The following is a 22,931-nucleotide window of genomic DNA, read 5'->3' on the forward strand; positions in this document are numbered from 1 at the left end:
GGTTCGGCGGATGCCCTCTACTACCGCTGCGTAGACCGATCAGGAATCGAGAAGCGCTGGTCACCGCATAGCGCTTAGCGTTACTGCCATGAACATCACCACTGATCAGACCACTATCGAGTCCGTCATCCTCGAGGTTTCCGACCCCGCGGCCGCCGCGGCCTTCTACGACGCCGCATTCGGCCTTGGCGACAAGGTGCGCGTGCGTGCCTCCGAGGCGCCGACGACCGGGTTTCGTGGCTTCACCCTGTCGCTCGTGGTGTCTCAGCCGAGCACCGTCGACAGCCTCATCGGCACCGCTCTCGAGGCGGGCGCGACGACGCTGAAGCCGGCCAAGAAGAGCTTCTGGGGCTATGGCGGCGTCGTCCAGGCTCCGGACGGGGCGATCTGGAAGATCGCGACGTCGTCGAAGAAGGACACCGGCCCGGCCACCCGGGAGGTCGACGATTTCGTGGTGCTCCTCGGGGTCGATGACGTGAAGGCGACCAAGCAGTTCTATGTCGACCGCGGCCTGGCCGTGGCGAAGAGCTTCGGCAGCAAGTATGTCGAGTTCGACACCCCGCCGTCTTCGATCAAGCTGGCTCTCTACGGGCGCCGCGCCGCCGCCAAGGACGCCGGCGTCGCACCGGAGGGCACCGGGTCGCACCGGATCGTCATTGGCGGCGATATCGGGCCCTTCGCCGACCCGGACGGGTTCGCGTGGGAGGTCGCCCCGGTCTGAGCCAGGCGTTCGGAGGCCGGTTCTGTTCGAACCGTTGCTCCGCAACTGTCACGGCTGCGGTGGTGGTTTCGACAGAGCGCTGGGTTCGGGGCTCCGTCAATTTCCGGGAAGCTGGAAGTCTGCCTTGAAGCGCGGACCGGGTGGGAGGCCGCGCAAGACGGCGCTGGTCCAGGCGACGGCCGGGGGCCAGCCTGCGGCTGCGTTGGTGATGTGTTCGGGGAGCGGCATGGTGTAGAAGCGGAGGTCGGCGCCGCGGGTCCAGTAGTCGTTGACTACCGGTAGGACGACGGAGGCGGGGATGAGTTCGTCCCAGATTCCGTGCCACCAGAAGATCGGGGTAGCCGGGATGTGCTGGCCCAGGCTCTGCTCCCGCAGGACCTGCATGACCGCGGGGCTGTTCTCCAGGGATTTGCCGGGTTGGAAGTAGTCGCTGATCGGTCGGTACATGCCGGTCAATGCCACCGTGTAGACGCAGCGGCTCTGAAAATCCTGGAGGATGCGTTGCCCGTCCTCGGTCAGTAGTGCCTCGGCGTCGAACGCCTCGGGGAACTCCCGGGACAGGGCTGTCTTCTGGGCATATGCACAAATCGGGAGGCCATGACCGAGCCGACCGTCCGGACCGAACGTGGACGGACCGACCTGCTATTTCATCGCTGGGCGTAGTCGGCGACGCCATCCGCGGCGAAGATCGCCAATGCCGCGACATGCATTGATGTTTCAGGTGAATCGGAGCCGCTGAGCTTGCCGCCCAACCAGCGGAAGGGCGGTTACAGCTGCGGTTGTGATGGCAGCGGGCTGGAGGTCAGCTTCTGTGCGGAGCGTTTGTTCATGCCGAACATGCGCAGCACGTGGCAGGTCATTTCGTCCGACAGTGCGTCGGCGTCGGCGTCCGGCCGTGCGTCCAACAGTTGCAGCAGACCCAGTAGCGCCCCGCCGGCGGCCATGATCGCCACATCCGGGTCCATCGGCTCGAACCGTCCGGCCTCTTGGGCGGCGATGATGTCGCGGCGGGCGCGTGGGGCCAGGCCCTCGTCGCGCAGCATGATCGACATGCCGGAATTCAGCACCACCCGCACCATCTCTGGGATCTGGCGCTGCAAGCGGCCGGTCATGCGGAAACTGACCGCGAACACCTCCGCGGGATCGTCGTAGAGTTCCACGATCGCATCGCGCATCTCGCTGTAGACCTGCAGCGCCGAGCGCACCGCCTCGTCGAACAACTGATCCTTGGACTCGAAATGGTTGTAGAAGGAACCGAATCCGACATCGGCGGCGTCGGTGATCTCCTGAATGCTGACCGCCGAGCGTCCCTCGGACAGGAACTTGCGTGCGGCCCCGAGCAGCGCGTTGCGGGTGCGCTCGCGACGGCGGTCGATGCGGTTGCCCACTACGGGTTCGGCTGCCATCGGACCTTCTTCCACTCGAAACGTCACCGGAATCGTATCTGAGGAAACAATCAGATGCGATTTCGATGCCAGCCTGTCCGCCGATGTACGTTGTGTGACGCGGGCCGGTCTCGTCCTTGTGGTTGGTCACGGCGCGCTCGACGACAAAGGAGACAGAACCGATGAGCACAACTCGTACCGCCATTGTCACCGGTGCCGCGCGCGGGATCGGTGCCGAGACCGCGCGACGGCTGGCCGCGGACGGATTCGCCGTCGCGGTGCTGGATCTGGACGAGTCGGCAGGCAAGCCGGTGGTCGCGGAGATCGAGACGGCGGGCGGCCGGGCACTGGCGGTGGGCGTGGATGTCGCCGACGAGCAGGCCGTCGAGGCGGCGGTCGCCCGGGTCGCCGCCGAATTGGGCGCGCCGACGGTGCTGGTGAACAACGCCGGTATCACCCGGGACAACCTGCTGTTCAAAATGACTGTCGCGGAGTGGGATTCGGTGCTGAACGTGCACCTGCGCGGTTCGTTCCTGATGAGCCGCGCCGTGCAGAAGCATATGATCGAGGCCAAATGGGGCCGCATCGTCAACCTGTCGAGCACCTCCGCGCTGGGCAACCGCGGTCAGGCCAACTACTCGGCGGCCAAGGCGGGGCTGCAAGGTTTCACCAAGACATTGGCGATCGAACTCGGGAAATTCGGAGTGACCGTGAACGCGGTCGCGCCCGGCTTCATCGAAACCGATATGACCGCCGCGACCGCCGCCCGGGTCGGCGTGAACTTCGAGGATTACCGCGCAGCGGCCGCGGCGCAGATTCCGGTACAGCGCATCGGTCAGCCCGCCGATATCGCCAATGCCGTGTCCTTCTTCGTCGGTGCAGCCGCGGGCTTCGTCTCCGGCCAGGTGCTCTACGTCGCGGGCGGCCCGAAGGACTGAACAGCCGCTGGCGACGCACCGGCTCACCGCTAGTCGAAGGTGACGACTACTTTTTCGGCTGCGCCTGGGGTGAGGGTGAGGTCGAAGGCGTGTTCGATGTCGGTGAAGGGGATGCGGTGGCTGATGAGTTGGGCGAATCGGTCGGCGTGTTGGGCGTTCTCGATGAGCAGGTATTCGGTCATCCCGGGCACCGCAATCTCCATCATCACGGATATGCATTATGCATCTTACATGCATCATGCACCATTACTGCATGATGCACAATAGCTGTGTTATGCACATCGCATGTGATATACCGAGACCAGGCACGATGCGGTATCTCGACAAAGGAAGGACGGCATGGACAAACCGATTGATCTGGTCGAATTCGAGTCCATGCTGCTGGGCCGCTACACGCTCAACCCGCACTACCCGCAAGAGACCGGAATGCTGGACCGCAGCGCCTACTTGCTGCTCAGCCGGCTCGGCGTGGAGGGTCCGATGTCGGTCGGACAGCTCAGTGACGCCTTCGGCCTGAACGCCTCGACCGTCATTCGCCAGACCGCCGCCCTGCTCCGCGACGGGCTCGTCGAACGGATTCTGGACCCCGAGGGCGGCGTCGCCCGCATGTTCCGCATCACCCGGAAGGGGCAGACCCGTCTCGACGCCGATCGCACCGCCAAGGTCGAGGGCATTGCCGACATCATGCGGGACTGGTCGCCGGAGGAGGTCGCCGCCTTCGCCGGATACCTGCGGCGATTCAACGGCGACATCGAGGAACGCCGCGGCCAGCCGTGGCCACGACCCGAGAACGCGTAGGTGGAGGTCAGCGGCTCGCGCCAGCGGCCGATGGACTCGGGCTTACGCCGCACGGGAATGTCGAGAGTCGGTGGGTAGAGATCGGTGGCCGTCCGAACCGAGCCAGGCATCGAGCCGCGGATTCCATTGAGCAGGCCAGGAAGCGGGCCACGCCGCGGGGCAGGTCGTCGTCGTGTGCTAGTGCGGTAGCGGGCTCGATGGACTCGCCAGGCCGGCGAGGCGGTGTGGCGCGAGGATGTCCGCTACCGCCTCGGGGGTGAGGAAGCCGAGTTCGGTCGCGATATCGCCGACGAATTGCCCGGTGCGCAAAGCCTGTTTGGCGATCGCGGCACTGGCCTCGTACCCGATGTGCGGCGTCAGCGCGGTGACGATGCCGATCGACCGTCGGACACCTTGCTCGAGATGTTCGCGGTTGGGGGTGATGCCGGCAACGCACTTGGTCGCCAAGGCGTCGACCGCCGCGATCAGATGCGCGGTGGTTTTCAGCATGCTGTAGGCGATGATCGGCTCGAAGGCGTTGAGTTGAAGTTGTCCGGCCTCGGCGGCCATCGTGACGGTCAGATCGTTGCCGATGGCCTCGAAGGCGACCTGGTTGACCAGTTCCGGGACGACCGGGTTGACCTTGCCCGGCATGATCGACGATCCGGCCTGCATCGGCGGGAGATTGATCTCACCGAAACCCGTTATCGGACCGGAGGACATCAGGCGCAGGTCATTGCAGGTCTTCGACAGCTTCACCGCGACCCGCTTGATGATGCCGGATACCTGGACGAAGGCGCCGCAATCCTGGGTCGCTTCGATGAGGTTCTCCGCCGGTGTCACCGCTTCGCCGGTGAGTTCGCTCAGGTAGGCGCAGGCCAGCGCGGGATAGTTGGGATGGCCATTGATTCCGGTGCCGATCGCGGTGCCGCCGAGGTTGCTTTCGCGCAGCAGGGCGATGCCTTCCGCGAGCCGGGTGCAGTCCTCGCGCAGCATGACCGCGAAGGTACCGAATTCCTGGCCGAGGGTCATGGGTACGGCGTCCTGCAGCTGGGTCCGGCCCATTTTGATGACGTCGGCGAATTCGATTGACTTGCGGTCGAATTCGTCCGCGAGGCGGCCGAGTGCGGCGGCCAGCAGCCGGATGTGTCGGACGACGGCCAGTCGGATGGCGGTCGGATAGACGTCGTTGGTGGATTGGCCGAGGTTGACGTGGTCGATCGGATCGAGTTCGGCGTAGGCGCCCCGGTCGTAGCCGAGCGATTCCAGCGCGCGGTTGGCGATGACCTCGTTGGCGTTCATATTCGTCGAGGTGCCCGCGCCGCCCTGGATCGGGTCGATCGGGAACTGATCGTGCAATGCGCCGCCGCGGATTTCGGCACAGGCGGCTTCGATCGCGGCGGCACGGCGGTCGTCGAGAATGCCCAACTCGCGATTGGCGTGGCACGCGGCCTGTTTGACCGCGGCGAGTGCGGCGATGAGCGCGGGGTAGTGGCCGATGCGGTCACCGGTGACGGCGAAGTTGTTCAATGCGCGCGCGGTGTGGATGCCCCAATACGCGCCGCTGGGTACGGGCAGCGCGCCGAGCGAGTCGCGCTCGATGCGGGTGCTTTCGGTCATCATCGGCTCCAGGTCAGGTAGGTGTCTTGGATGGGTATGGAGTTCGGCGGTGCCGCAACGGGATTCGCCAGTTCGCCGAGTAGGTTCGTCGATAGCCAGTGCCGCAGTTCGCGACCCGCGAATCCGGCGTCGACGAGGTGGGCGAGTTTGGCGAGCGCCGCCTCCCTGGTCATATCGCCCCCGCTGATCGCGCCCGCGTCGAGTAGCGCTCGTCCCGGTAGATATCGCGCGAGATCGATTGCGCCGCTGCCACATTGGGTGATAACGAGCACCGGTGTGCCGCGTAGCGTCGCCTGCCGGACGACCTCGATGGTGGCGGATCCGTGCTGCGGCAGGGTGCCGGATCCGTAGCATTCGAGCACGATGCCGCCGCGGTAGTGCCGCAGTGCCGCGTCGAGCAGGTCGGCATGCATGCCGGGAAATACCGTGAACAGCCCGACCGGCCGGCTCGCGTCCGCGCGCGGTCGCGCGATCGGGAGTACCGGCGGCGTCGGCGGTGGTGTCAGTTCGCGGACAGTGGCGAATCCGTCGTAGTCGTCACAGGCGCGCTTGCTGGCGCGTACGGCCGGATGTAGGGCCGAGCCGAATGCGATGTAGGTCCCCGGAACTGGTTCTGCGGCAATCGAATTCAGTGCCAGACGGAGGTTGTCGCGGGCATCGCTACCGGCGTGCCCGAGGGGAATCTGGGCTCCGGTCAGCACCACCGGAACAGCGAACTCCCGCAGTTCGAACGCGATCCGCGCGCCGCTATAGGCCATCGTGTCGGTGCCGTGAATAACGATGACACCGTCCGGGCGGGCCGATCCGATATCGGATCGCACCCGTTCGGCGATCCGGCAGGCCGTGCCGGGATCGGCGTCGGCGCTGTCGATCACGCGGTCGAGTTCGGCATACCGGAACTCGACCGACATCCCTTCGTCATCCTCGAATTGCGCTATGACATCGGCGATTTCGGCACCGATACCCGATCGAGGCCGCATGCCCGCGCCGTGATCCACCATTCCGAAGGTGCCGCCGGTGTACAGAATGTGCACCGCGAGGCTGCGCCGGCTCATGCGTCCAGCGCTCCACCGGTCGCCGTCTCGGGGCGCTGCATCGGTGCGAGGACGTCCGCGTCGAGCCGACCGCGCACTCGGTACCAGCCCGCGACCATTGCGGCGACCACGGCCAGGAATGCGACGAGGGTGATCCGCCCGATCTCGTCGTCGAAGAACATCAGCGCGACGACGCCGGCCAGGAAGCCGAGGGTCAGCACATTGAGGACCGGGGCGAAAGGCAGCCGGAACGTCGGCCGCACGTACGTGCCGCGCTCGCACCTGCGCACGAAGATCCAGTGGCAGATCATGATCGAAGCCCAGGTTCCGACGATGCCGAGTCCGGCCAGGTTCAGCACGATCTCGAATGCCTTCTTCGGCACCAGCAGATTCAGCACCACTCCGGCGATGCCGACGACACTGGTGATCAGCACGCCGCCATAGGGCACGCCCTGGCGATTCAGCCGCGCGGCGAAACGAGGCGCCGCACCGGCCACCGCCATGGATCGCAGCGTGCGGCCGGTGGCGTAGAGGCCCGCGTTCAGGCTGGACATGGCGGCGGTCAACACCACCACATTCATCACATCGCCCGCGTGTGGAATGCCGATCGAGCTCATCACTGTGACGAAAGGACTCTCGCTGGACGAGTACGCCGTCCACGGCAGCAGCAGCGTGAACAGCACGACCGACCCGGCGTAGAACAGGATGATCCGCCACATGATCGAGTTGACCGCCTTCGGCACGACGGCCCGTGGGTTATCGGATTCACCCGCCGCGACGCCGATCGTCTCCGTGCCGCCGAATGCGAACACCACGCCGAGGGCGATGGTGAGCATCGGGGCCAGACCGCGCGGGAAGAGGCCGCCGTTGTCGGTGATCGTCGAGATGCCGGGAGTGTGTCCGGCCAGCGGCGTGCCAGTGACGATGAAGAACACGGCCAGGATCATGAATACAACGATCGTGCCCACCTTGACCAGCGCGAACCAGAACTCCAACTCACCGAACAGCCGCACCGATACGACATTGAGCGCGACGACCACCGCCAACGCGATCAGCGCGAGCGCCCACTGCGGTATCGGGACGAACGGCGACCAGAAGTGTGCGTACAGTGCGACTGCGGTGATATCGGCGACCAGCGTCGTCGACCAGTTCAAGAAGTACAGCCAGCCCACCGAGTAGGCGCCGCGCTCGCCGAGGAATTCGCGGGCGTAGGAGACGAATGCCCCGGACGAGGGCCGGTGCATCACCAGCTCGCCGAGCGCCCGCACGACCATGAACGTGAAGATGCCGCACACGATGTAGACGATGGCCAGCGAGGGACCGGCCAGTGCCATGCGGCCGCTCGCGCCGAGAAATAGTCCGGTCCCGATCGATCCGCCGATCGCGATCATCTGCATATGGCGCTTGCGCAGGCGTTTCTGATAGCCGACATCGCTGATATCGACCTGCGGCGCGGTGGCCGACAGTTCGTCGTGTTGCTGCATGGGGACCTTCCTCAGGCGAATCCAGCCTCCGTGGTGGCCACCGAATGGCAGCTGTCAGGCTGTAAGGCTGTAAGACAGGTTGAAGGTAACGTGCGTCACAGTCGCTGTCAATGCCGACGCGTTTTGACGCCGTATCGGCCAAGTCTCCATACTGGTCGCGTGACGGTCGAAGAGGGACAGGTGCAGCGCATCGGCGCCACCGAGGCGGTCTTTCGTCGGCTGAAGAGCCTGATCCAGAGCGGTGAGTACGCGGTCGGTGACCGCCTGCCTGCCGAACTCGCCCTGGCCAAACAGTTCGGCGTGAGCCGACCGGTGGTCCGTGAGGCGCTGCATGCCTGCGCCACTCTCGGCCTCACCGAAACCCAAACCGGCCGAGGCACTTTCGTCATTTCCAAGAAGGAGAGCCCGCGGCTGACCTTCGCCGGCGTGGATGCGAGTGATCTGATCGAGGCGCGGCGGCTGATCGAAATACCCACCGCCGGATACGCCGCCGAGCGCCGCACGCCCGATCAACTGCGACATCTGTTCGAACTGCTCGCCAAACTGGCCGCCGCCGCCGACGTCCACGACTGGGTTCGCTACGACGGCGAGTTGCATACGGCGATCGCTGCCGCCAGCGGAAACAAGATGTTGACGACCCTGGTCGCCGACACCCGTCGCGCCCTGGACCCGCAGTCGGAATTCCTGAACCTGACCCAGGACCGCCGCAGCGATTCCGACCACGAGCACGAGGCCATCGTCCGCGCCATCGAGGCGCGCTCGCCGGAGCAGGCGCGCAGCGCGATGGCCGACCATCTCGCGCGGGTAGCCGAGACGATCGCCCGAATCGGCGATTGAGTCTTATGGCGTTGATCGGTTATGCGGTGGGGCCGGGACGGTCATAGTCGCGCTCTCACGTGCGGCAACATAGGCGGTTCGCAGTCGCTCGGCGAGGTCTGTGCGACTGCCGGGTTCGGGTTGAAAGGTCCACGCTTCGAGCGCGCAGTGGAACGCGGCGATGATCTGGTCGAGGATCAGCCGTGGCCGCGGGTCGTGCGGGTCGAGTCCGAATCGGTCGTGCTCGCCAACGCCGTGGCCACCCAACGCCTCGACACCCACATCGCCTGGCGTGGCTCCTGGGATAAAGCAACCGAAGCCACGACTGCTCTACTCGACCGCCGACTGCACGGCAAGGCCGTCCTCGACCTCACCTAGCGGTCCGCCTGTTGGCGGGTGGGTCGAGTTCGAATGCGGCGAGAACCGTCGAGGTGTTTTCGGAAGTCGAATTCGACTGCTGGCCGTGGCGGCGCGGTCGGCGAAAGTGCTTGCTCCGCTGACCATCTCGGCCGAGGTCGCGGTCGTCTGCACGCTGGTCGTCGAACCGGCCGCACGCCTCGGACTCGTGCTGGCGGCAGTGCTGATGGTGTGTTTTCGATGGCATTGCTCGGGTGGGTGGTCCTCGATCTCGCTGGGCGCTCGCCCGTACGAATTGGCCGGAATCGCGGTCATCGTGCCCGCCGTCGCGGCGTGCGTGCGCCTCACCGAGCGGCTCGACGACCTGGTGGATCTGCTGCGGTAGTGCTCGGCGGCGTTGGACATTCGAGCGCTGCGCCCGCGCCGCAGGGGCGCCACCTGATGCGCGACCGCTACCTAGACGACGAATGTCGAGTTCGACGGGACCGGCTGCGGAAGGCGCGGACATGGTGTGTTGTGTGCTATTAGGTGGGTTGCTGCTGTTGGGTCCGCATGCGGTGACCGTTGCCCGGCTGCTGCGCGGTCGGCATGAAACAGCCGCTCCGGTCCGGCGATCGACGGAGACCGTGGTCGACGGTCACCTCGTCGTCTTCACCTCGGATCGGCTGGATACCGAATCGGTGCGCCGCCTCGAATCGGGAGTGGCATCGTGACCGCGCGATCCAGTATCGAGTCAGCCCCGGTCGAGCTGCGTGGGCCGATCACCGCGCGAGCGTGGCGGCGCACACTGACCTTGGCGGTCTCCGGCTGGATCCTGCTGGCCGCCGGACCGCAATTACTCGGTCTATCCGCTCCTTGGCGTGCCTTCGCTGCCGGACTGAGCTTTCCAGGAGCCGGGCTGCTGTACGCGATCCCACCGGTACATCACGGGGTCGAGACGTCAATGGTCGTCGGCCATGCGGTCCTGATCACAGTGGAGGTCGGGGCGGTGGCATGGCTGCTGCGCCGCAAGGGTTTTCTTGCCGCGACGGTCGTGCTCGTCGCCATCGTCGCATTGGGCGCGGCGCTGGCGACGGCACCGGGGATCGTCGTGGTGGCCGGGCATGTGGCGGCATTCTGCGGTGTGGTGTCGGCTGCGGTGTGGGCGTTGATCTTTCGTGCCATCGCGCGCTCGGATCACGTGACACTGCCCGCGATCATTGTTGTTTCGGCGGCCGCGGCCGCCGTGGTGGTGGTCGTCCACGGGCCCGGTCGCGGCCCGGCCGACTGGGTATCGTGGGCCGCTCCCGTTGTCGCACTGGGCATTACCGTGCTGATCGTTGCGCGTGAAGCCGTACGCCACCGTGCGGCGCGCCGGGTCGGTGCCGAACGTGACCGTTACCTGGATGAGCGCCGCGCGGAGTCGGCTCGCACCGACGTGGTCGCCCTGGCGCGCGGCTCGGGTACCGACCAGGTCACCGAGGCCGACCTCGATCAGCTACGGCTGCTCCGATATCTGATGAGTGTGGCCATCCGGGGACAATCGGAGGACTGGGCCGGTTTCGACGCCGAGGGACCAGGCCCGTTGCAGCAGTACCGCTATCAACTCAACGCGCTCGGCTGGGCGTTGTCGATATTCGGTTACGCGCACACCCCCGCCTATCGAGGTGCGCTGCACCAGGCGCAACTCGATCTGTTCGCGCGCATCGAGGATCCGCGCGCGTGGGGCTACTGGTATCGGCAGAATCTGTTGGGCAACTGGGACTTTCGGCAACGTCGGGCCGATCCGATCGATGTGGCGCAGAACATCATGTTCACCGGATACCTGAATCTGCAGCTCGGCATGTTCGGTCAGGCCACCGGCGATACCCGGTTCGACGAACCCGGTGCGCTGCGCCTGCGGCGGTCCGCGACCGAATCGTTCGACTATGACCAGCACACGATCAACGACATCGTGGTCCGCAACTTCGGCGGCGATCTATGTCTATGGCCGTGCGAACCGCTCCCGATCGGGCGCGGGCGTCGCCACGGCTTGGTCTTCCCCTATTGCAACGCCGTCAGCGCCGCCGGGGTCGCGGTGCTGGACGCCAGGCACGGCACGAAGTACGCCGCGGATATCGCCGCGCGACTCGAGCGGCAACTGCGCGCCGAATTCACCGCCGGCGACGGCGATCTCGTCGCCTTCCTCACCTCCGGCCTCGGCGTGGTCGCACGGAGCTTTCGTGGCCCGACCGCCACGGCCGCGATCGCGGCCTTCCTCGCTCCGCTGCTGCCGGACCTGGCCTGGCGCGCATGGGAGATTCTGCGCCGCGAATGGTTGGAGACCGGGAAATACCGATCGCCGGGTTCGGGCGGCGCGGAGGCGCCGACGACCCAGGACTGGGCCACCGCGGCCGTGACCAACACCCAGCCGCTGGCTGGGGCATTGCTGCTCGCCCAGGAATGCGGGCACCGCGAATGGCATGCCGAGCTGTGGGCCGAAGCCCGCAGGCAGCTGGACTTCGCGCCGGACGAAATCGGCTCCGGGATATGGCGTTTCGAGCGCGCGTCGATGCACGGCAACGGAATGCTCGGCCTCGGTGGTCTCGGACGGGCAAAGGCGTTGACGGACATGATGTCTCGGCCCCGGCCAGCCGAATGGTCGACCGGTCCGCGCATCGGCCGCGCACCGCACCCGCATGTGCTCGTTGCCAGAGCGGTGTCCGACGGGATCGGCCTGGACCTGGTTCTCTATCCGGGCGAGCGGCCCGGTCGATTCGTGGTATGCCTCGACCAGTTGGTGCCGGGGCGTTGCGCGATGATCCGAATCTACCTAGTCGGTCAGGCTATTGGGATCCGGGCTCGCTCGGCGAAACCCATCAAGAAGCCGGACCGACGCCCACAAGCGCGGCTCGCCTTCCCGCAGGTGCGAATACCGGTCGAGCATCCGGGAGGCTGTCTTCGGCAGAATAGGGATCGCCGGAGGGTTCTGCGGAAGCCGTCGCCGGACCGCATCGGAGGCCGGGACCTGCCTTCGAGGTCTGGATCCTGTGCTCGACGCCCGTTCACGTCTGCGGTGCGCCCGCACGCGTAGGTAATGAACTCGGCTGCTTACGTGGCAGTACCCGATGTCGACACCTCCCCTATCTGGGAATACTGAACCGACGTGCAGATAAGGCGCATGTGTCGGCAGGGAACGGGGCGAGGGAGGTGTGATGATTCCGTGGGTGACGGTGGAGACGTTGGCGCCGGAGGTCATGTCGGTGGCTTCGGTGGGCGATGTGTCGCGCAATTTCACCAGTTGCGACCGTGTTGTGCAGCGATTGCTGGCGAAGACTCGGGTGCTCTATGACACTCTCACGACCCGCGATATCACCGGAATGATCCGCTTGGTGCACCTTCGGGGCGAGGATATGGATCTGACGATCCCGACCGGGGCTGGGCCGCACAAGCTGGTACTGCGGCCGGTGCTGGGTCCGGTCGGCGATGTGCACGCGGTGCGGGTGTGGCTCGGTCCCGTCGCCGCCCCGATTCCCCCCTTGCGTCCGGCGGTCGGTCTGATCTGGGAACTCGATACGCAGTTGATCCACCAGCCCGCCGGCATTCGGCGGTTATGCGGTGTCGAGGCCGAAGAGTATGTGCCGCGACGTTCCATTGCCGAACTGTTCCATCGGATTTCGAAATTCGATCGGCATGTGGAGGTGCTCGATCTGCTCTACGGTCCGGTGCCGGGGCAGAAGCTCCAGTTCGACGTGATCGCGACCAGTGGTTCCGCCCGTCGAGGGCATTGGCGGATCACCATGCGGGCTCGCGATGATGAACGGACCCGCGGCGCCTGGTGGTTGATCGAAGACGTGACCTCGGACACCATGCCGTCGATGGCGCCGACCCTCGATCACATCGGGCTGCGGGAAGCCCACCGCCGTGCCGGAACCCATTTGGCTATCGTGCAACTCGAGCACGCCACCATCTCCCACTGGCTCACCGAGCCTGCCCCCTGGGTTCGGTGGGATTACCTGTTCCGGCCGGTCGATGTATTCCATCCCGGTGATCGTGCTCGATTGGTCGACCTCGGCGGCAGGCTCGCATCCGGCGATGCGGCGGAAGTCAACGTACGGACACTGAACTACGGCGGCGGATACACACCGACATCATTGTTGCTCTATCCGTATCCCGGATATTCGGTACGCCAGCTCACCATCGCCCAACTCGTCCACGTCGGCGACGACCTCCCGATAGCGCAACCGAGCAAACCCATCGGCTACGACGAGCAACTGCGGCGCTGCCGCTCCAACCGAATGGAACATATTCCGGCTCGCTGAATGGGCGCGTTCAGTATTGTATGAACAATTATCGACAGCTGCGATCGCCTCGGGGACCGGCACTTCGCGGTATTCGGTGTGAACCCCGCTTTCGAGCCTGAGCGCGCCGCTAAAGATCGAGTTCCGTCATCTCGTTCTCGATCGCTTTGGCTGCGAAATTCAGCCCCATTGCACGCAATTCGTAGACGCGTTGATGTAGCGCATGGATTCCGCCTGATTGTGCTGCGATATCAGCCAGGCTGATCGGCTTCGTGCGAAACGTTGTCGCCGACCGAGTATTCATGCCATCTTACCTTCCTGCATCTCTGTTCGGGCGAGCCTGTCGACTTATAAAACCGAACGCCCCACTGTGATGATGCACCGTTGGGTAGGGGCCGGGCATCGGTAGCGACCGACCGATGCCCGCGGGACGGTAGTGCCGAGATCCCCGTGGATCTACCGATGTTCGGGACATACCTATTGCGCAATCGTTACCGCGACCCACCACTTGCCTGCGCGACATGGCCAGCGTCTGGAGTTTCGCTTTTGACCACGCAACAGCCCCCAGTCGAGCCCGATACTCGTCCGGTTCCACACCACGTTTCGCCCGCCGGCGGCGATGGTGACTACGTCCCGATGTACTCCCCGGAGTTCGCCGCCGATCCACACGCCGCTTATCGGGAGATGCGTAGCCGCTACGGCGCGATGGCGCCGGTGGAACTCGCGCCGGGAGTGCCCGCGAGCCTGGTGCTCGACTACTACACCGCAGTGCGCATCTTGAACGATCCGGACCATTTCCCCGCTGATCCGCGCGGTTGGCAGCAGAAGATTCCCGCCGAATGTCCGGTGCGGCCGATACTCGAGTGGCGTCCGAACGCATTGCGCAGTGCCGGTAACGAACACACCCGCTATCGGCAGGTCATCGCCGCGGCCATCGATGGGACCGATCTCCATGCCCTGCATGCCACCGTGGAGTCCATTGCCGTACCGCTGATCGAGGCCTTCAGCGCGTCCGGCACGGCGGACCTGATCAGCCAATACGCGTTACCGCTTGCATTCAGCGCGATCAACGCGATGCTGGGCTGCCCACCCGAGATCGGGCAGCAGGTCGCGCAGGCCACTGCCGCGATCTTCGAGGGGGTCGACGCCGAACAAGGCAATAAAATGCTCAGCGAGGCATTGCTGGGCCTGATCGCCTTGAAACGAGCCGAACCCGGCGATGACGTCACGACGCGACTACTCGAACATCCCACCGGGCTCGACGAGTCGGAGTTGATTCATCAGCTCGTCATCCTGTACGGCGCGGGAATCGAACCGCAACAGAATCTGATCGGCAACACGCTACTGCTGATGCTCACCGATGAGCGATTCGCGGGAAATGTGTTGGGCGGCAGCCTATCGACCCGGGACGCACTCGATGAGGTCTTGTTCGCCGACCCGCCGATGGCGAATTTCTGTGTCACCTATCCGCGACAACCGATTCTGTCCAACAATATCTGGCTACCCGCCAACGAACCGGTCGTCATCAGCATGGCCGCCTGCAACAACGATCCAACGATCAGCGGCGGTGAGCATTTCGGCAATCGCTCGCACTTGGCATGGGGCGCTGGACCGCACGCATGTCCGGCGCGAACGGCGGCCTACCTGATCGCTCAGGACGCCATCGATCAACTCCTGGACGCCCTGCCCGATCTGACGCTGGCAGTGCCGGTCGACGACCTGAACTGGCGGCCCGGACCGTTCCACCGCGCTCTTGTTTCCCTACCGGTGGCATTCCCGGCGTCGATGACCCGCTGACCGCCGCGGTGCGCGCCGACTGGAGGCCTCGGACGGCACCGACCCGATCCGTACGCATGCATTGCCGATGCGGGAAAACTACCTAACCGTGTCCAACTCCGCATCGCGTCCGATGAAGCCGCTGACGACAACCGGATCGGCGACCCGCACGCCGTCAGTGGGGTGTGGTTTCGACATAGGCATCGGGGTCGGGGTACTCGACTGGCGCGTCAGCGGCGAATTTCGCCATATTCGCTGGGCGCACGAAGGTTTCGGCAAAGGCGTCGGCCAGCGCGGTGTCATCCTGTGCGGCCAGCATCAGTTCCCGCACGGCCGGCGGCGGGTCGAGCACGGCCATTGTCCAGCTTGCCGCGGGATGGGCGATCGCGGTCAGCCATGGCTGTGCTGCCGATGCCATCCAGGCCCGGTCGAACGGGCCGGTGGGATGGCCCAGAATCGCCGCGCTGTACTGGGCGGCGCAATGCGCGGCGCTGTTGGCGCCCTGCGCGCCGCCGGGATCCATCCGGCACACGACATCGCCGCCGCCCAGTACGAGGGCGCCGGAGGGCAATGTGCCGATCGGCTCGCGCATGGTCGGCGGTACGGCGCCGACCAGAGTCGCGCCACCGTCGGTCAAATCGGCGTTGCGATACCGATCGGCAAGTGCCGCAGGCAGATACCGTTGCAAGAGTTGTACGGCCCGCGGCAGTCGCTCGGCCGGGACGGTGTCCGCGAAAGCGTCCAGTCCGCCGCCGGGCAGTCCCTCGAAAAGCAGTATCTCGCAACGTCTTTCCTGTCCGGGAGGACCGGTCAGTCCCGGATAGGAGATGATTTCGCCGAGGCCGGGCAGGGCTATGTAGGTTCCGAGGCCGTCCGGATCGGGCTCGACCCCGTCGAGGTACAGCACCGCCAGTCGACGCATCGGCTCGGTCGGACCCGACCACCTCGGGTCGGCGGGGAAGTATGCGGCGAGATCACGCGATGCTCGAGTGACGACGGTCAGATCGTATTTGGTGGCCCGCCGATCCAGCTGCGGCACAGATAGTTCGGCGATCTCCAGATCGCCGCCCGCGGCCGCGAAGTCGGCCAGCCAGCGCGCGAACACCGTCCGCTGGTCGACACTCTGCGCTGGTTCGCTGAAGCGTCCGGACCACCCGGACACCAGGTCGCGGTCGATGACCAGGCTGAAACGGATGCCTTGGATCCGGGGCGCGATCGAGCGCCAAATACCCAGCCCCGCTCGGGATTCGAGTTCCAACGTGGGCTGGAATTTCACCTGTGTGCTGGTCACCGAGCCGGACAGCACCGCGGCCGCGTCGCGATCGGTGACCAGGGTGACCGGGATGCCGCTGTGCCGCAGCCGCAGTGCCAGCGGTAGACCACACTCGCCGGCGCCGACTATCTGAATTCCGCGCACGTGAAATCCTTCCGATGGTGAATTCGCTGGTGGCAGTGCAGAAATCGTCGATGGATGGTGCGTCGGTGCTCGCGGATCTCACGTCCACAACCTCCGGCATGGCAACGGCGGGTCATCGTGCTGGAGATTGCCGTCGATGGTCACGATCGCGCCGATCCGGCCCGCTGCCGCGGCGAATCGGTGGGCGATCGCGCGGTCGTCCAGGTAGTTCAGCTCCATCGGCGGACTGTCGAATCGCACATGTATGTGACACGAGTCCGCAGCCCGTCGCGGCTCGTTGGCCCCTGGATTGCGGTGTGCGTACATCTCGAGCTTCCCGTCATGCCTACTTGTCGTCCCATGGCGGTCTGCCCAGGGACGGCGGTTATCGCAGTACCAGAATTGTTCGATAGGTAGGTTGCGTACATCGGGTGCCACCGCGAACGTTTCAGATGTCGCCTGCGACGCAACGGTGTATTCGGGCTGCTCGGCGACGACCGGCTGACTACTGTTCTCACCATGGCCGGGCGATATTCATCGAGCGTCGGATCACTGCCGATGGCCGTCAGCGATTTCGTCGGACGCGAACGGGAGCTGGACAAGATCGCGACGTTGCTGCTGGATTCGGCGCGCCTGGTCACCTTGATCGGTTCGGGCGGTATCGGCAAGACTCGCCTCGCCACCGAGGCGGTGCACCGCTACCACAAGGCTCGTCGGGTCCCTGTCCATTGGGTTCGGCTGGCCCGGCTGGCCAGCGGTGCCGACACATCGGCGGTCGAGGACGAGGTCGCGCAGGCGATCGTCGACGCCGACTTCTCCGATCGATCGGTATGGGCCGCTCTGGTCGATACCCTCACTCGCTCCGACGCCGTTGGCCATCGGCTGCAGACGATCCTGGTGATGGACAACTGCGAGCACGTCCTGGACGGGGCCGGGCGATTGATCGCCGAACTGCTCGACGCGGTGCCGGGGCTCACGGTGCTGGCCACCAGTCGCGAGGCGGTCGGCTGGGTCGATGAGCAGTTGGTGCCGGTCGGTTCCTTGCCTCGGGAGCAGGCGCTGGGACTGTTCCGCAAGCGCGCGGAGCTCACCGGGCGTGCCATCGCCGATGATCAACTCGCGCTGGCCGATTCGATCTGTCGGCATGTGCACAACCACCCGCTCTACATCCGGCTGGCCGCCGCCCGCCTGCTGCGCCAACCGTTGCCGATGATCCTGCGTGACCTCAGCGGCGAAGCCGGCGATCGGCGGCTGCGGTGGTCGCACGGTCCGCGCGTCGGCGCCGAGGAGCGGCATCAGGGCATCCGCGATGTCATCGCGTGGTCCTACGATCTGTGCACGGACCAGGAACGACTGCTCTTCGAGCGGATGTCGGTCTTCGCCGCGGGCTACGACGTGGATCCGGACGATGAAGCCGATACATCCGTTCTCGACGTCGGTGCGGAACTGGACGCGATCGAGGGCGTCTGCGCCGATCTCGACATCTTCGCCGGCGATCCGCGAGTCAGCATCGCGAAGGACAAGGTCGAGGGGCTCTTGGAGCGTTTGGCGGATCAGTCCCTGGTCTCGGTCCACCTGACCTCCGATACCGTCCGTTATTCACTGTTGGAGAGCTTCCGCGTATTCGCTCAGCAGCGATTGCGCGAGCGCGAGGCCGGCGCTGAATGGGAACGACTGACCGCCCGGCACCGGCGCTACTACCGCGACAAAATCATGCGGGCCTGCGCCGAATGGTTCAGCCCGGCCGAGCAGGATCTGCTCGATTGGGCACGTGCGGCCTGGGACAACCTGCTCTGCGCGATCGATGGAAGTCTCACCACCCCAGGTGAATCGGTGATCGGGCTGGAAATCGCCATCGGCTTGATCACGTTGCGTGTTCCCTTCACCAAGGGGTCACTGCGCGAATCCCGGCGTTGGGCCGAGCGAACTCTGGCGGCGACCCGCGACCTCGACCCACAGCCCGTCGAACTCCAGATATCAGCAATGGCGCTGATCGGCTGGATCAGCATGTGCCAGGGTGTGCACGACGACGCCGAGCGGATGCTCGAGGAATGCGTCACCGCCTGCGTTACCGATCCAACGGCAAGGGCGAACTGGCGTCATGCCCCCGAGCGTGATTTCGGTCTGCCCGCACCCGTCGAGTTCACCCGCGGTAGCGAACTCATGCTGGTGCAGAGTGACGCGCGTGCGGTAGCGGTACTGGGGTGCGCTCGCGAGAAATTCACCGCTGGCGGCGATCTCGGTGGTGCGGCCATGAGCGAGCTGTTCGAGGCACTGGCCGCCGGCTTCTGCGGCACCGCGACCCAGGCCATGGAGATTGCCCGGCGTCATCTCGACAGCGCCACCGCGGCGCAGGCGCGCTGGGCGAAATCCTGGGCCGAATTGGCGTGGGCGATTGCCCTGACCAAATATGGCGATCCCGAGGAAGCGCTCACCGTCGGGCGCAGCGCGTTGGCGGATCAGGTCGCGATGCGCGACCAATGGGGTGCCCTCTGGGCGGTGCACATCCGGATGTGGACGCTTGCGCGCATGGCCGCCGATGCGCGGACCACGGGCCGCGCTGCCGCGGACCAGGTGATGGCCGGAGCCACCGAAATCGCACTGCTCAGCGGCGGGGTCGCCACATGGCGGCAGCGCTTGGGCGTGCACCTCGCGAACCTGGGTCCATTCGAAACCGAAAACGACATCGCTATCGACATCGCACGGGATGTGCTCGGCCACAAGCTGTTCGAAGCCACCCAGCGCGAGGGGGCCATGCTGCGGCCGGAGCACGGTGAGGTGACGCGGCTGGCGTTGGGCACGTTGTCGATGGACAAGCTCGAGGTGGATCATCCCGTTCGGCGCGACCGCCCGTCGCCCTGGCAGGAACTGTCGAGCGCCGAACAGGAGGTGGCCACGCTCGCGGCGGCGGGCTGGACCAATACGGCGATCGCGGCCCGTCGCGGTAATTCGTTCAAAACCGTAGACGCACAGATGGTCTCGATCTTCCAGAAGCTGATGATCACATCGCGAGCCGACATCATCACCTTCGTGCCCGCCGACCGGCAAGCCGACGTCACGAACGCCGCCGCGCGCCGACCGAAACGCGCACAGCGCAGGCCGACGCCGCGGCGACCTTGAGATCGGAGGCCGCGAGCCCCGGCCGACGCGGTGCGCGAGGTGATCCCGCGGTGTTGTCGAATACGCAGGCCAGCAGCTCGGTACTCGAGCTGCTCCGTCGAAGACGTGCCATCGCGGGCGGTGGCACGGGTGGGAGTCGACGCACTCGATGGTGATCGCGGTCTGGTCGTCGTCGGGCTGCCCACGCGGATCGCCACCCACGTCTTACAACTCGTGCCGCGGCGAATCCTGCTGCCGGTACTCGCTCGACAGAATCCGGGTCTGCGGCGCACTCACGACTAGGGCCGGGTTATGGGCCAGCTTCGGAGGCATCGGCTGGGACCGGTCCGGAAACGGGCTGTCCGACCGTGATCCGGCAGGCGATGGCGCTGGTTCAGGCGGCGGTGTCGTTTTGTGGCGGTGCGTTGAAGGACGGCAGGGGGCGCCGGCAGATTTCGTGCGCTTCGTCGGCGGGGAGGCCGAACATGCGTAGCAGGTCCTCGGCGACTTGATCCGTGGCCGCGGCGTCGTCGCGTTCGGGCTGGTCGTGCAGGAGTTGGCCGAGGCAGATCGCGGCCCCGGCCACGACGGTCATGGCCAGTTCCGGGTCGCTGACCTGGAATCGTCCGGTGCGGGCGGCCGTCTCGATATCGCGGTGAGCGCGGGGTGCGAGGCCTCTGTCGGAACCGGCGAGGGTGAGTCCGTTGTTGAGCAGGACCTTGCTGAGGGTCGGGTTGCGGCGGTGCAGGCGACCGGTCAGCCGGAAGCTCTGCGCGAACACTTGGGCCGGGTCGTCCATGCCCTCGCACAGTAGATCGAGGACGACGCCGTGCTGGTCGAGTGCTTCTTCGACCGCGGTCTGGAACAACTCCTCCCGGCTTTGGAAGTGGTTGTAGAACGACCCCATGCCGACATCGGCGGCCTGGGTGATCTCCAGGATCGGGACATTCAGTTTTCCTTCGGCGATGAGCGCCTGCGCCGCGCTCACCAGCGCGGCGCGGGTACGCGCTTTGCGGCGCTCCAGGCGGTTGGGTTCCGAACCGGTCGGCAGGGCCATCGCTGTCCACCTCTCACTGGCATGACTCGAGCGCCATCCTAGCTTCTCGGGTCAGCATTGACGAATTCCTCAGAACCCCTTGACTGACTACCTGTTCGTGAGTGACGATATCGTCAGTAATTGGAAGGGAGTGGTCGATGAGCGGCCATCACGACGTGCACACCGGTCTGCACAGCGAGCGGGGTGCGCTAGCGGGTGAGCATCCCGGCCGGGCGCGTAATCCGGTGGTGAAGGTGCTCGATCTGGCGTGGCTGGAGTTCCAGAAACCCGATCTGGAGCGGGCCGAAACCTTCGCGCACGCGTTCGGTTTCACGACGGCGGCGCGCACCGCGGACGAGTTGCAGTTGCGTGGCACGGATCCGGGCGCGCCGTGTGTGCTCATCCGTCGTGGCGCGGGTTCGCGATTCATCGGACCGGCCTTCCGCACCGCCGACCACGCCGACCTGCTCCGATTGGCGGAGGCCACGGGTATCGGGCCTACGCCGTTACCTGCGGCTGTCGGCGGGGCGACCGTCGATTTGACCGACCCGAGCGGCCTGCGCGTGCGGGTGGTCGCCGATCCCCACGAACTGCCCGCGCTGCCCGCGCAACAGCCGCATATTTTCAATGTCGGGCACGAGGTGGTACGCGCCAATGCCATGCAGCGACCGCCGCGTGAACCGGCGCGGGTGCAGCGGCTCGGACATGTCGTCGTGCAGACGACCAAGTACCGCGAGACCTTGGACTGGTACCTGCAGAACCTGGGCATGATCGTCAGCGACTTCCTCTTCTACCCGAGGCAGCGCCAGCGCGGACCGGCAATGAGCTTCATCCGCTGCGACCGTGGGTCCACACCGGCCGACCATCACACGCTGGCGCTGACGCTCGGCCCGTCCAATCGCTATGTGCACTCGGCATACCAGGTCGCCGACCTGGACGCCCTGGCCGCGGGCGGTGAGTATCTACTCGATCACGGCTATCGCCGCTCGTGGGGGATCGGCCGGCACATCCAGGGCAGTCAGATCTTCGATTACTGGCGCGACCCGGACGGATTCATGGTCGAACACTTCAGCGACGGCGACATGTTCGACTGCACCCTCGAACCGGGCTGGGCCCCGATGAGCGCATCCGGGCTGGCGCAGTGGGGTCCGCCCGCCACCAAAGACTTCCTCGGCATCGCTCCCGGTCGGGAATCGCTGCACGAACTGCGCGCGATCGTCGACGCGCTACGCGAGGACAACGAATTCGATCTACGCCGCCTGCGCGGCCTGTTGAAAGTAGCCAGCTCATGACCATTTCCATCCTTCGCACCGCCGATGCCTGGTGGGTGCAGACACCTACCGGTGCGGCTCGCATCGATACCGCCGCCACCACGACTCGTGAGCTGCTGGATGATCGGGCGGCGATCGTCGCGGCGGCTAGCTCGGATACCGTTGCGGTCGAGAGCCTTTCGCTGATCTCGCCGGTGACCGCGCCGTGTCGGGTGGTCGCGCAGATGACGAATTTCGTCTCCCACGTCAAGGATTCGGGTATGGATCCGGAGACGGTGCCGCTGACGTTCTTCCGTAAGACCTCCGGATCGATCAGCGGCCCGAACGACGACGTGATCCGGCCCGCGCATGTGCGGCTGCTGGACTACGAGGTCGAGATCGGCCTCGTCTTCGCCCGCGAGATGCCGGTCGGCTCGGATATCACCGCGGATAACCTCGCCGACTACATCGCGGGCCTGGTGGTGACCAACGATGTCTCCGCCCGCGATGTACAGCTGCCGAAAACCCAGTTCTACGAGGCGAAGTCGTATCCGACGTTCACTCCGGTCGGACCGGCGCTGGTGCTGTTGGAGGAAGGTGAGTTGAAGCGGTTCGACGATCTGCGGCTGCGGCTGTGGGTCAACGGCGCGGTGCGTCAGGATATGACGGTCGCCGACATGATCTATCGACCTGTCGAAACCCTGCGCGCGCTCACCAGGTTTCAGCGGATGGATGCCGGAGATCTGCTGCTCACCGGTACACCGGTGGGGACGGCGATCAGCGCGCCGCCCAAGCCCGTCGAGATCATCGGCTCGCTGCTGCCGCCGAAGGTGAAGTGGCAGCTGTTCTTCAAGGGGCAGGCCAAGAATCCGAAGTATCTGCAGGACGGCGATGTGATGGAGGTGGCGATCGGCACCGACGATGGGGCGATCGATCTGGGCCGCCAGCGCACGGTCGTGCGGTACGCCCGGTGACCGACAACC

General features: G+C 65.7%; 24 protein-coding genes. 14 read left to right on the forward strand and 10 right to left on the reverse strand.

All coding sequences use genetic code 11. From position 1 onward, the window contains the following. Positions 1 to 88 precede the first annotated feature (88 nt). A complete protein-coding gene (locus OG874_RS42735; protein WP_330252705.1) occupies positions 89 to 721 on the forward strand; it encodes a glyoxalase in 633 nt (210 codons plus the stop codon). 96 nt (positions 722 to 817) lie between these two features. Here the strand turns inward: OG874_RS42735 and OG874_RS42740 are convergent, their stop codons facing one another. Then, complete coding sequence (locus OG874_RS42740; RefSeq protein WP_330257655.1) at positions 818 to 1,309, reverse strand: lipase family protein; 492 nt, start codon at positions 1,307 to 1,309, stop codon at positions 818 to 820. 179 nt (positions 1,310 to 1,488) lie between these two features. After that, complete coding sequence (locus OG874_RS42745) at positions 1,489 to 2,127, reverse strand: TetR/AcrR family transcriptional regulator (protein WP_330252706.1); 639 nt, start codon at positions 2,125 to 2,127, stop codon at positions 1,489 to 1,491. 161 nt (positions 2,128 to 2,288) lie between these two features. Here OG874_RS42745 and fabG point away from each other — a divergent pair, with 161 nt between their 5' ends. Next, on the forward strand, positions 2,289 to 3,044 hold the full coding sequence (gene fabG, locus OG874_RS42750) for a 3-oxoacyl-ACP reductase FabG (RefSeq protein WP_330252707.1): 756 nt from the start codon (positions 2,289 to 2,291) through the stop codon (positions 3,042 to 3,044). Between the two features lie 29 nt (positions 3,045 to 3,073). Here the strand turns inward: fabG and OG874_RS42755 are convergent, their stop codons facing one another. Beyond that, complete coding sequence (locus OG874_RS42755) at positions 3,074 to 3,253, reverse strand: hypothetical protein (protein WP_330252708.1); 180 nt, start codon at positions 3,251 to 3,253, stop codon at positions 3,074 to 3,076. 130 nt (positions 3,254 to 3,383) lie between these two features. On the opposite strand from OG874_RS42755, the gene OG874_RS42760 reads away from it, so the two are divergent. Next, entirely contained in the window at positions 3,384 to 3,842 is a 459-nt protein-coding gene (locus OG874_RS42760) for a MarR family winged helix-turn-helix transcriptional regulator (RefSeq protein ID WP_330252709.1), read from the forward strand. Between the two features lie 177 nt (positions 3,843 to 4,019). Here the strand turns inward: OG874_RS42760 and OG874_RS42765 are convergent, their stop codons facing one another. The 3 genes from OG874_RS42765 to OG874_RS42775 are packed head-to-tail and all read right to left on the reverse strand — an operon-like array spanning position 4,020 to position 7,959. Beyond that, a complete protein-coding gene (locus OG874_RS42765; RefSeq protein WP_330252710.1) occupies positions 4,020 to 5,441 on the reverse strand; it encodes an aspartate ammonia-lyase in 1,422 nt (473 codons plus the stop codon). Continuing rightward, positions 5,441 to 6,496 (reverse strand): asparaginase domain-containing protein, encoded by a 1,056-nt coding sequence (locus OG874_RS42770; protein ID WP_330252711.1) that lies wholly within the window; start codon positions 6,494 to 6,496, stop codon positions 5,441 to 5,443. Before OG874_RS42770 ends, OG874_RS42765 begins: the two co-directional genes overlap by 1 nt. Then, positions 6,493 to 7,959: an amino acid permease gene (locus tag OG874_RS42775; protein WP_330252712.1), complete on the reverse strand. Its 1,467-nt coding sequence runs from the start codon at positions 7,957 to 7,959 to the stop codon at positions 6,493 to 6,495. Before OG874_RS42775 ends, OG874_RS42770 begins: the two co-directional genes overlap by 4 nt. 159 nt (positions 7,960 to 8,118) lie before the next feature. Here OG874_RS42775 and OG874_RS42780 point away from each other — a divergent pair, with 159 nt between their 5' ends. The 6 genes from OG874_RS42780 (at position 8,119) to OG874_RS42805 (ending at position 13,412) form a co-directional block, all read left to right on the forward strand. After that, positions 8,119 to 8,796 carry a FadR/GntR family transcriptional regulator gene (locus OG874_RS42780; protein WP_330252713.1) on the forward strand — a complete coding sequence of 226 codons (678 nt, stop codon included), beginning with the start codon at positions 8,119 to 8,121 and terminating at the stop codon, positions 8,794 to 8,796. A 147-nt stretch (positions 8,797 to 8,943) separates the two neighbouring features. Continuing rightward, positions 8,944 to 9,153, forward strand: coding sequence for a hypothetical protein (locus OG874_RS42785; protein WP_330252714.1), 210 nt, complete (start codon positions 8,944 to 8,946; stop codon positions 9,151 to 9,153). Between the two features lie 85 nt (positions 9,154 to 9,238). Further along, positions 9,239 to 9,517, forward strand: a complete 279-nt coding sequence (locus OG874_RS42790) for a hypothetical protein (RefSeq protein ID WP_330252715.1) — start codon at positions 9,239 to 9,241, stop codon at positions 9,515 to 9,517. A gap of 82 nt (positions 9,518 to 9,599) precedes the next feature. Then, entirely contained in the window at positions 9,600 to 9,845 is a 246-nt protein-coding gene (locus OG874_RS42795) for a hypothetical protein (protein ID WP_330252716.1), read from the forward strand. Continuing rightward, positions 9,842 to 12,184, forward strand: coding sequence for a linalool dehydratase/isomerase domain-containing protein (locus tag OG874_RS42800; RefSeq protein WP_330252717.1), 2,343 nt, complete (start codon positions 9,842 to 9,844; stop codon positions 12,182 to 12,184). Before OG874_RS42795 ends, OG874_RS42800 begins: the two co-directional genes overlap by 4 nt. 121 nt (positions 12,185 to 12,305) lie before the next feature. Next, entirely contained in the window at positions 12,306 to 13,412 is a 1,107-nt protein-coding gene (locus tag OG874_RS42805; protein WP_330252718.1) for a GAF domain-containing protein, read from the forward strand. Between the two features lie 109 nt (positions 13,413 to 13,521). Here the strand turns inward: OG874_RS42805 and OG874_RS42810 are convergent, their stop codons facing one another. Next, on the reverse strand, positions 13,522 to 13,695 hold the full coding sequence (locus OG874_RS42810) for a hypothetical protein (RefSeq protein ID WP_330252719.1): 174 nt from the start codon (positions 13,693 to 13,695) through the stop codon (positions 13,522 to 13,524). A gap of 242 nt (positions 13,696 to 13,937) precedes the next feature. Here OG874_RS42810 and OG874_RS42815 point away from each other — a divergent pair, with 242 nt between their 5' ends. Continuing rightward, the gene (locus OG874_RS42815; protein WP_442943230.1) at positions 13,938 to 15,188 is read left to right on the forward strand and encodes a cytochrome P450; all 1,251 of its coding nucleotides are present in this window, start codon (positions 13,938 to 13,940) and stop codon (positions 15,186 to 15,188) included. A 154-nt stretch (positions 15,189 to 15,342) separates the two neighbouring features. Here OG874_RS42815 and OG874_RS42820 read toward each other — a convergent pair whose 3' ends face one another. Both OG874_RS42820 and OG874_RS42825 read right to left on the reverse strand, forming a co-directional pair. Continuing rightward, complete coding sequence (locus OG874_RS42820; protein ID WP_330252720.1) at positions 15,343 to 16,584, reverse strand: styrene monooxygenase/indole monooxygenase family protein; 1,242 nt, start codon at positions 16,582 to 16,584, stop codon at positions 15,343 to 15,345. 78 nt (positions 16,585 to 16,662) lie between these two features. Beyond that, complete coding sequence (locus OG874_RS42825) at positions 16,663 to 16,803, reverse strand: hypothetical protein (protein ID WP_330252721.1); 141 nt, start codon at positions 16,801 to 16,803, stop codon at positions 16,663 to 16,665. 279 nt (positions 16,804 to 17,082) lie between these two features. Here OG874_RS42825 and OG874_RS42830 point away from each other — a divergent pair, with 279 nt between their 5' ends. Both OG874_RS42830 and OG874_RS42835 read left to right on the forward strand, forming a co-directional pair. Beyond that, complete coding sequence (locus OG874_RS42830) at positions 17,083 to 19,683, forward strand: AAA family ATPase (protein WP_330252722.1); 2,601 nt, start codon at positions 17,083 to 17,085, stop codon at positions 19,681 to 19,683. A 129-nt stretch (positions 19,684 to 19,812) separates the two neighbouring features. Next, on the forward strand, positions 19,813 to 19,965 hold the full coding sequence (locus OG874_RS42835) for a hypothetical protein (RefSeq protein ID WP_330252723.1): 153 nt from the start codon (positions 19,813 to 19,815) through the stop codon (positions 19,963 to 19,965). A gap of 91 nt (positions 19,966 to 20,056) precedes the next feature. Here the strand turns inward: OG874_RS42835 and OG874_RS42840 are convergent, their stop codons facing one another. Next, positions 20,057 to 20,719: a TetR/AcrR family transcriptional regulator gene (locus tag OG874_RS42840; RefSeq protein ID WP_330252724.1), complete on the reverse strand. Its 663-nt coding sequence runs from the start codon at positions 20,717 to 20,719 to the stop codon at positions 20,057 to 20,059. Between the two features lie 137 nt (positions 20,720 to 20,856). Between OG874_RS42840 and OG874_RS42845 the strand changes: the two genes are divergently transcribed. Both OG874_RS42845 and OG874_RS42850 read left to right on the forward strand, forming a co-directional pair. Continuing rightward, entirely contained in the window at positions 20,857 to 21,990 is a 1,134-nt protein-coding gene (locus OG874_RS42845; protein ID WP_330252725.1) for a VOC family protein, read from the forward strand. Continuing rightward, positions 21,987 to 22,922 carry a fumarylacetoacetate hydrolase family protein gene (locus tag OG874_RS42850; protein ID WP_330252726.1) on the forward strand — a complete coding sequence of 312 codons (936 nt, stop codon included), beginning with the start codon at positions 21,987 to 21,989 and terminating at the stop codon, positions 22,920 to 22,922. Before OG874_RS42845 ends, OG874_RS42850 begins: the two co-directional genes overlap by 4 nt. The last annotated feature ends 9 nt before the right edge of the window (positions 22,923 to 22,931 follow it).

Origin of the sequence: Nocardia sp. NBC_00565 (genome assembly GCF_036345915.1) — a bacterium.
Lineage (GTDB): Bacteria > Actinomycetota > Actinomycetes > Mycobacteriales > Mycobacteriaceae > Nocardia.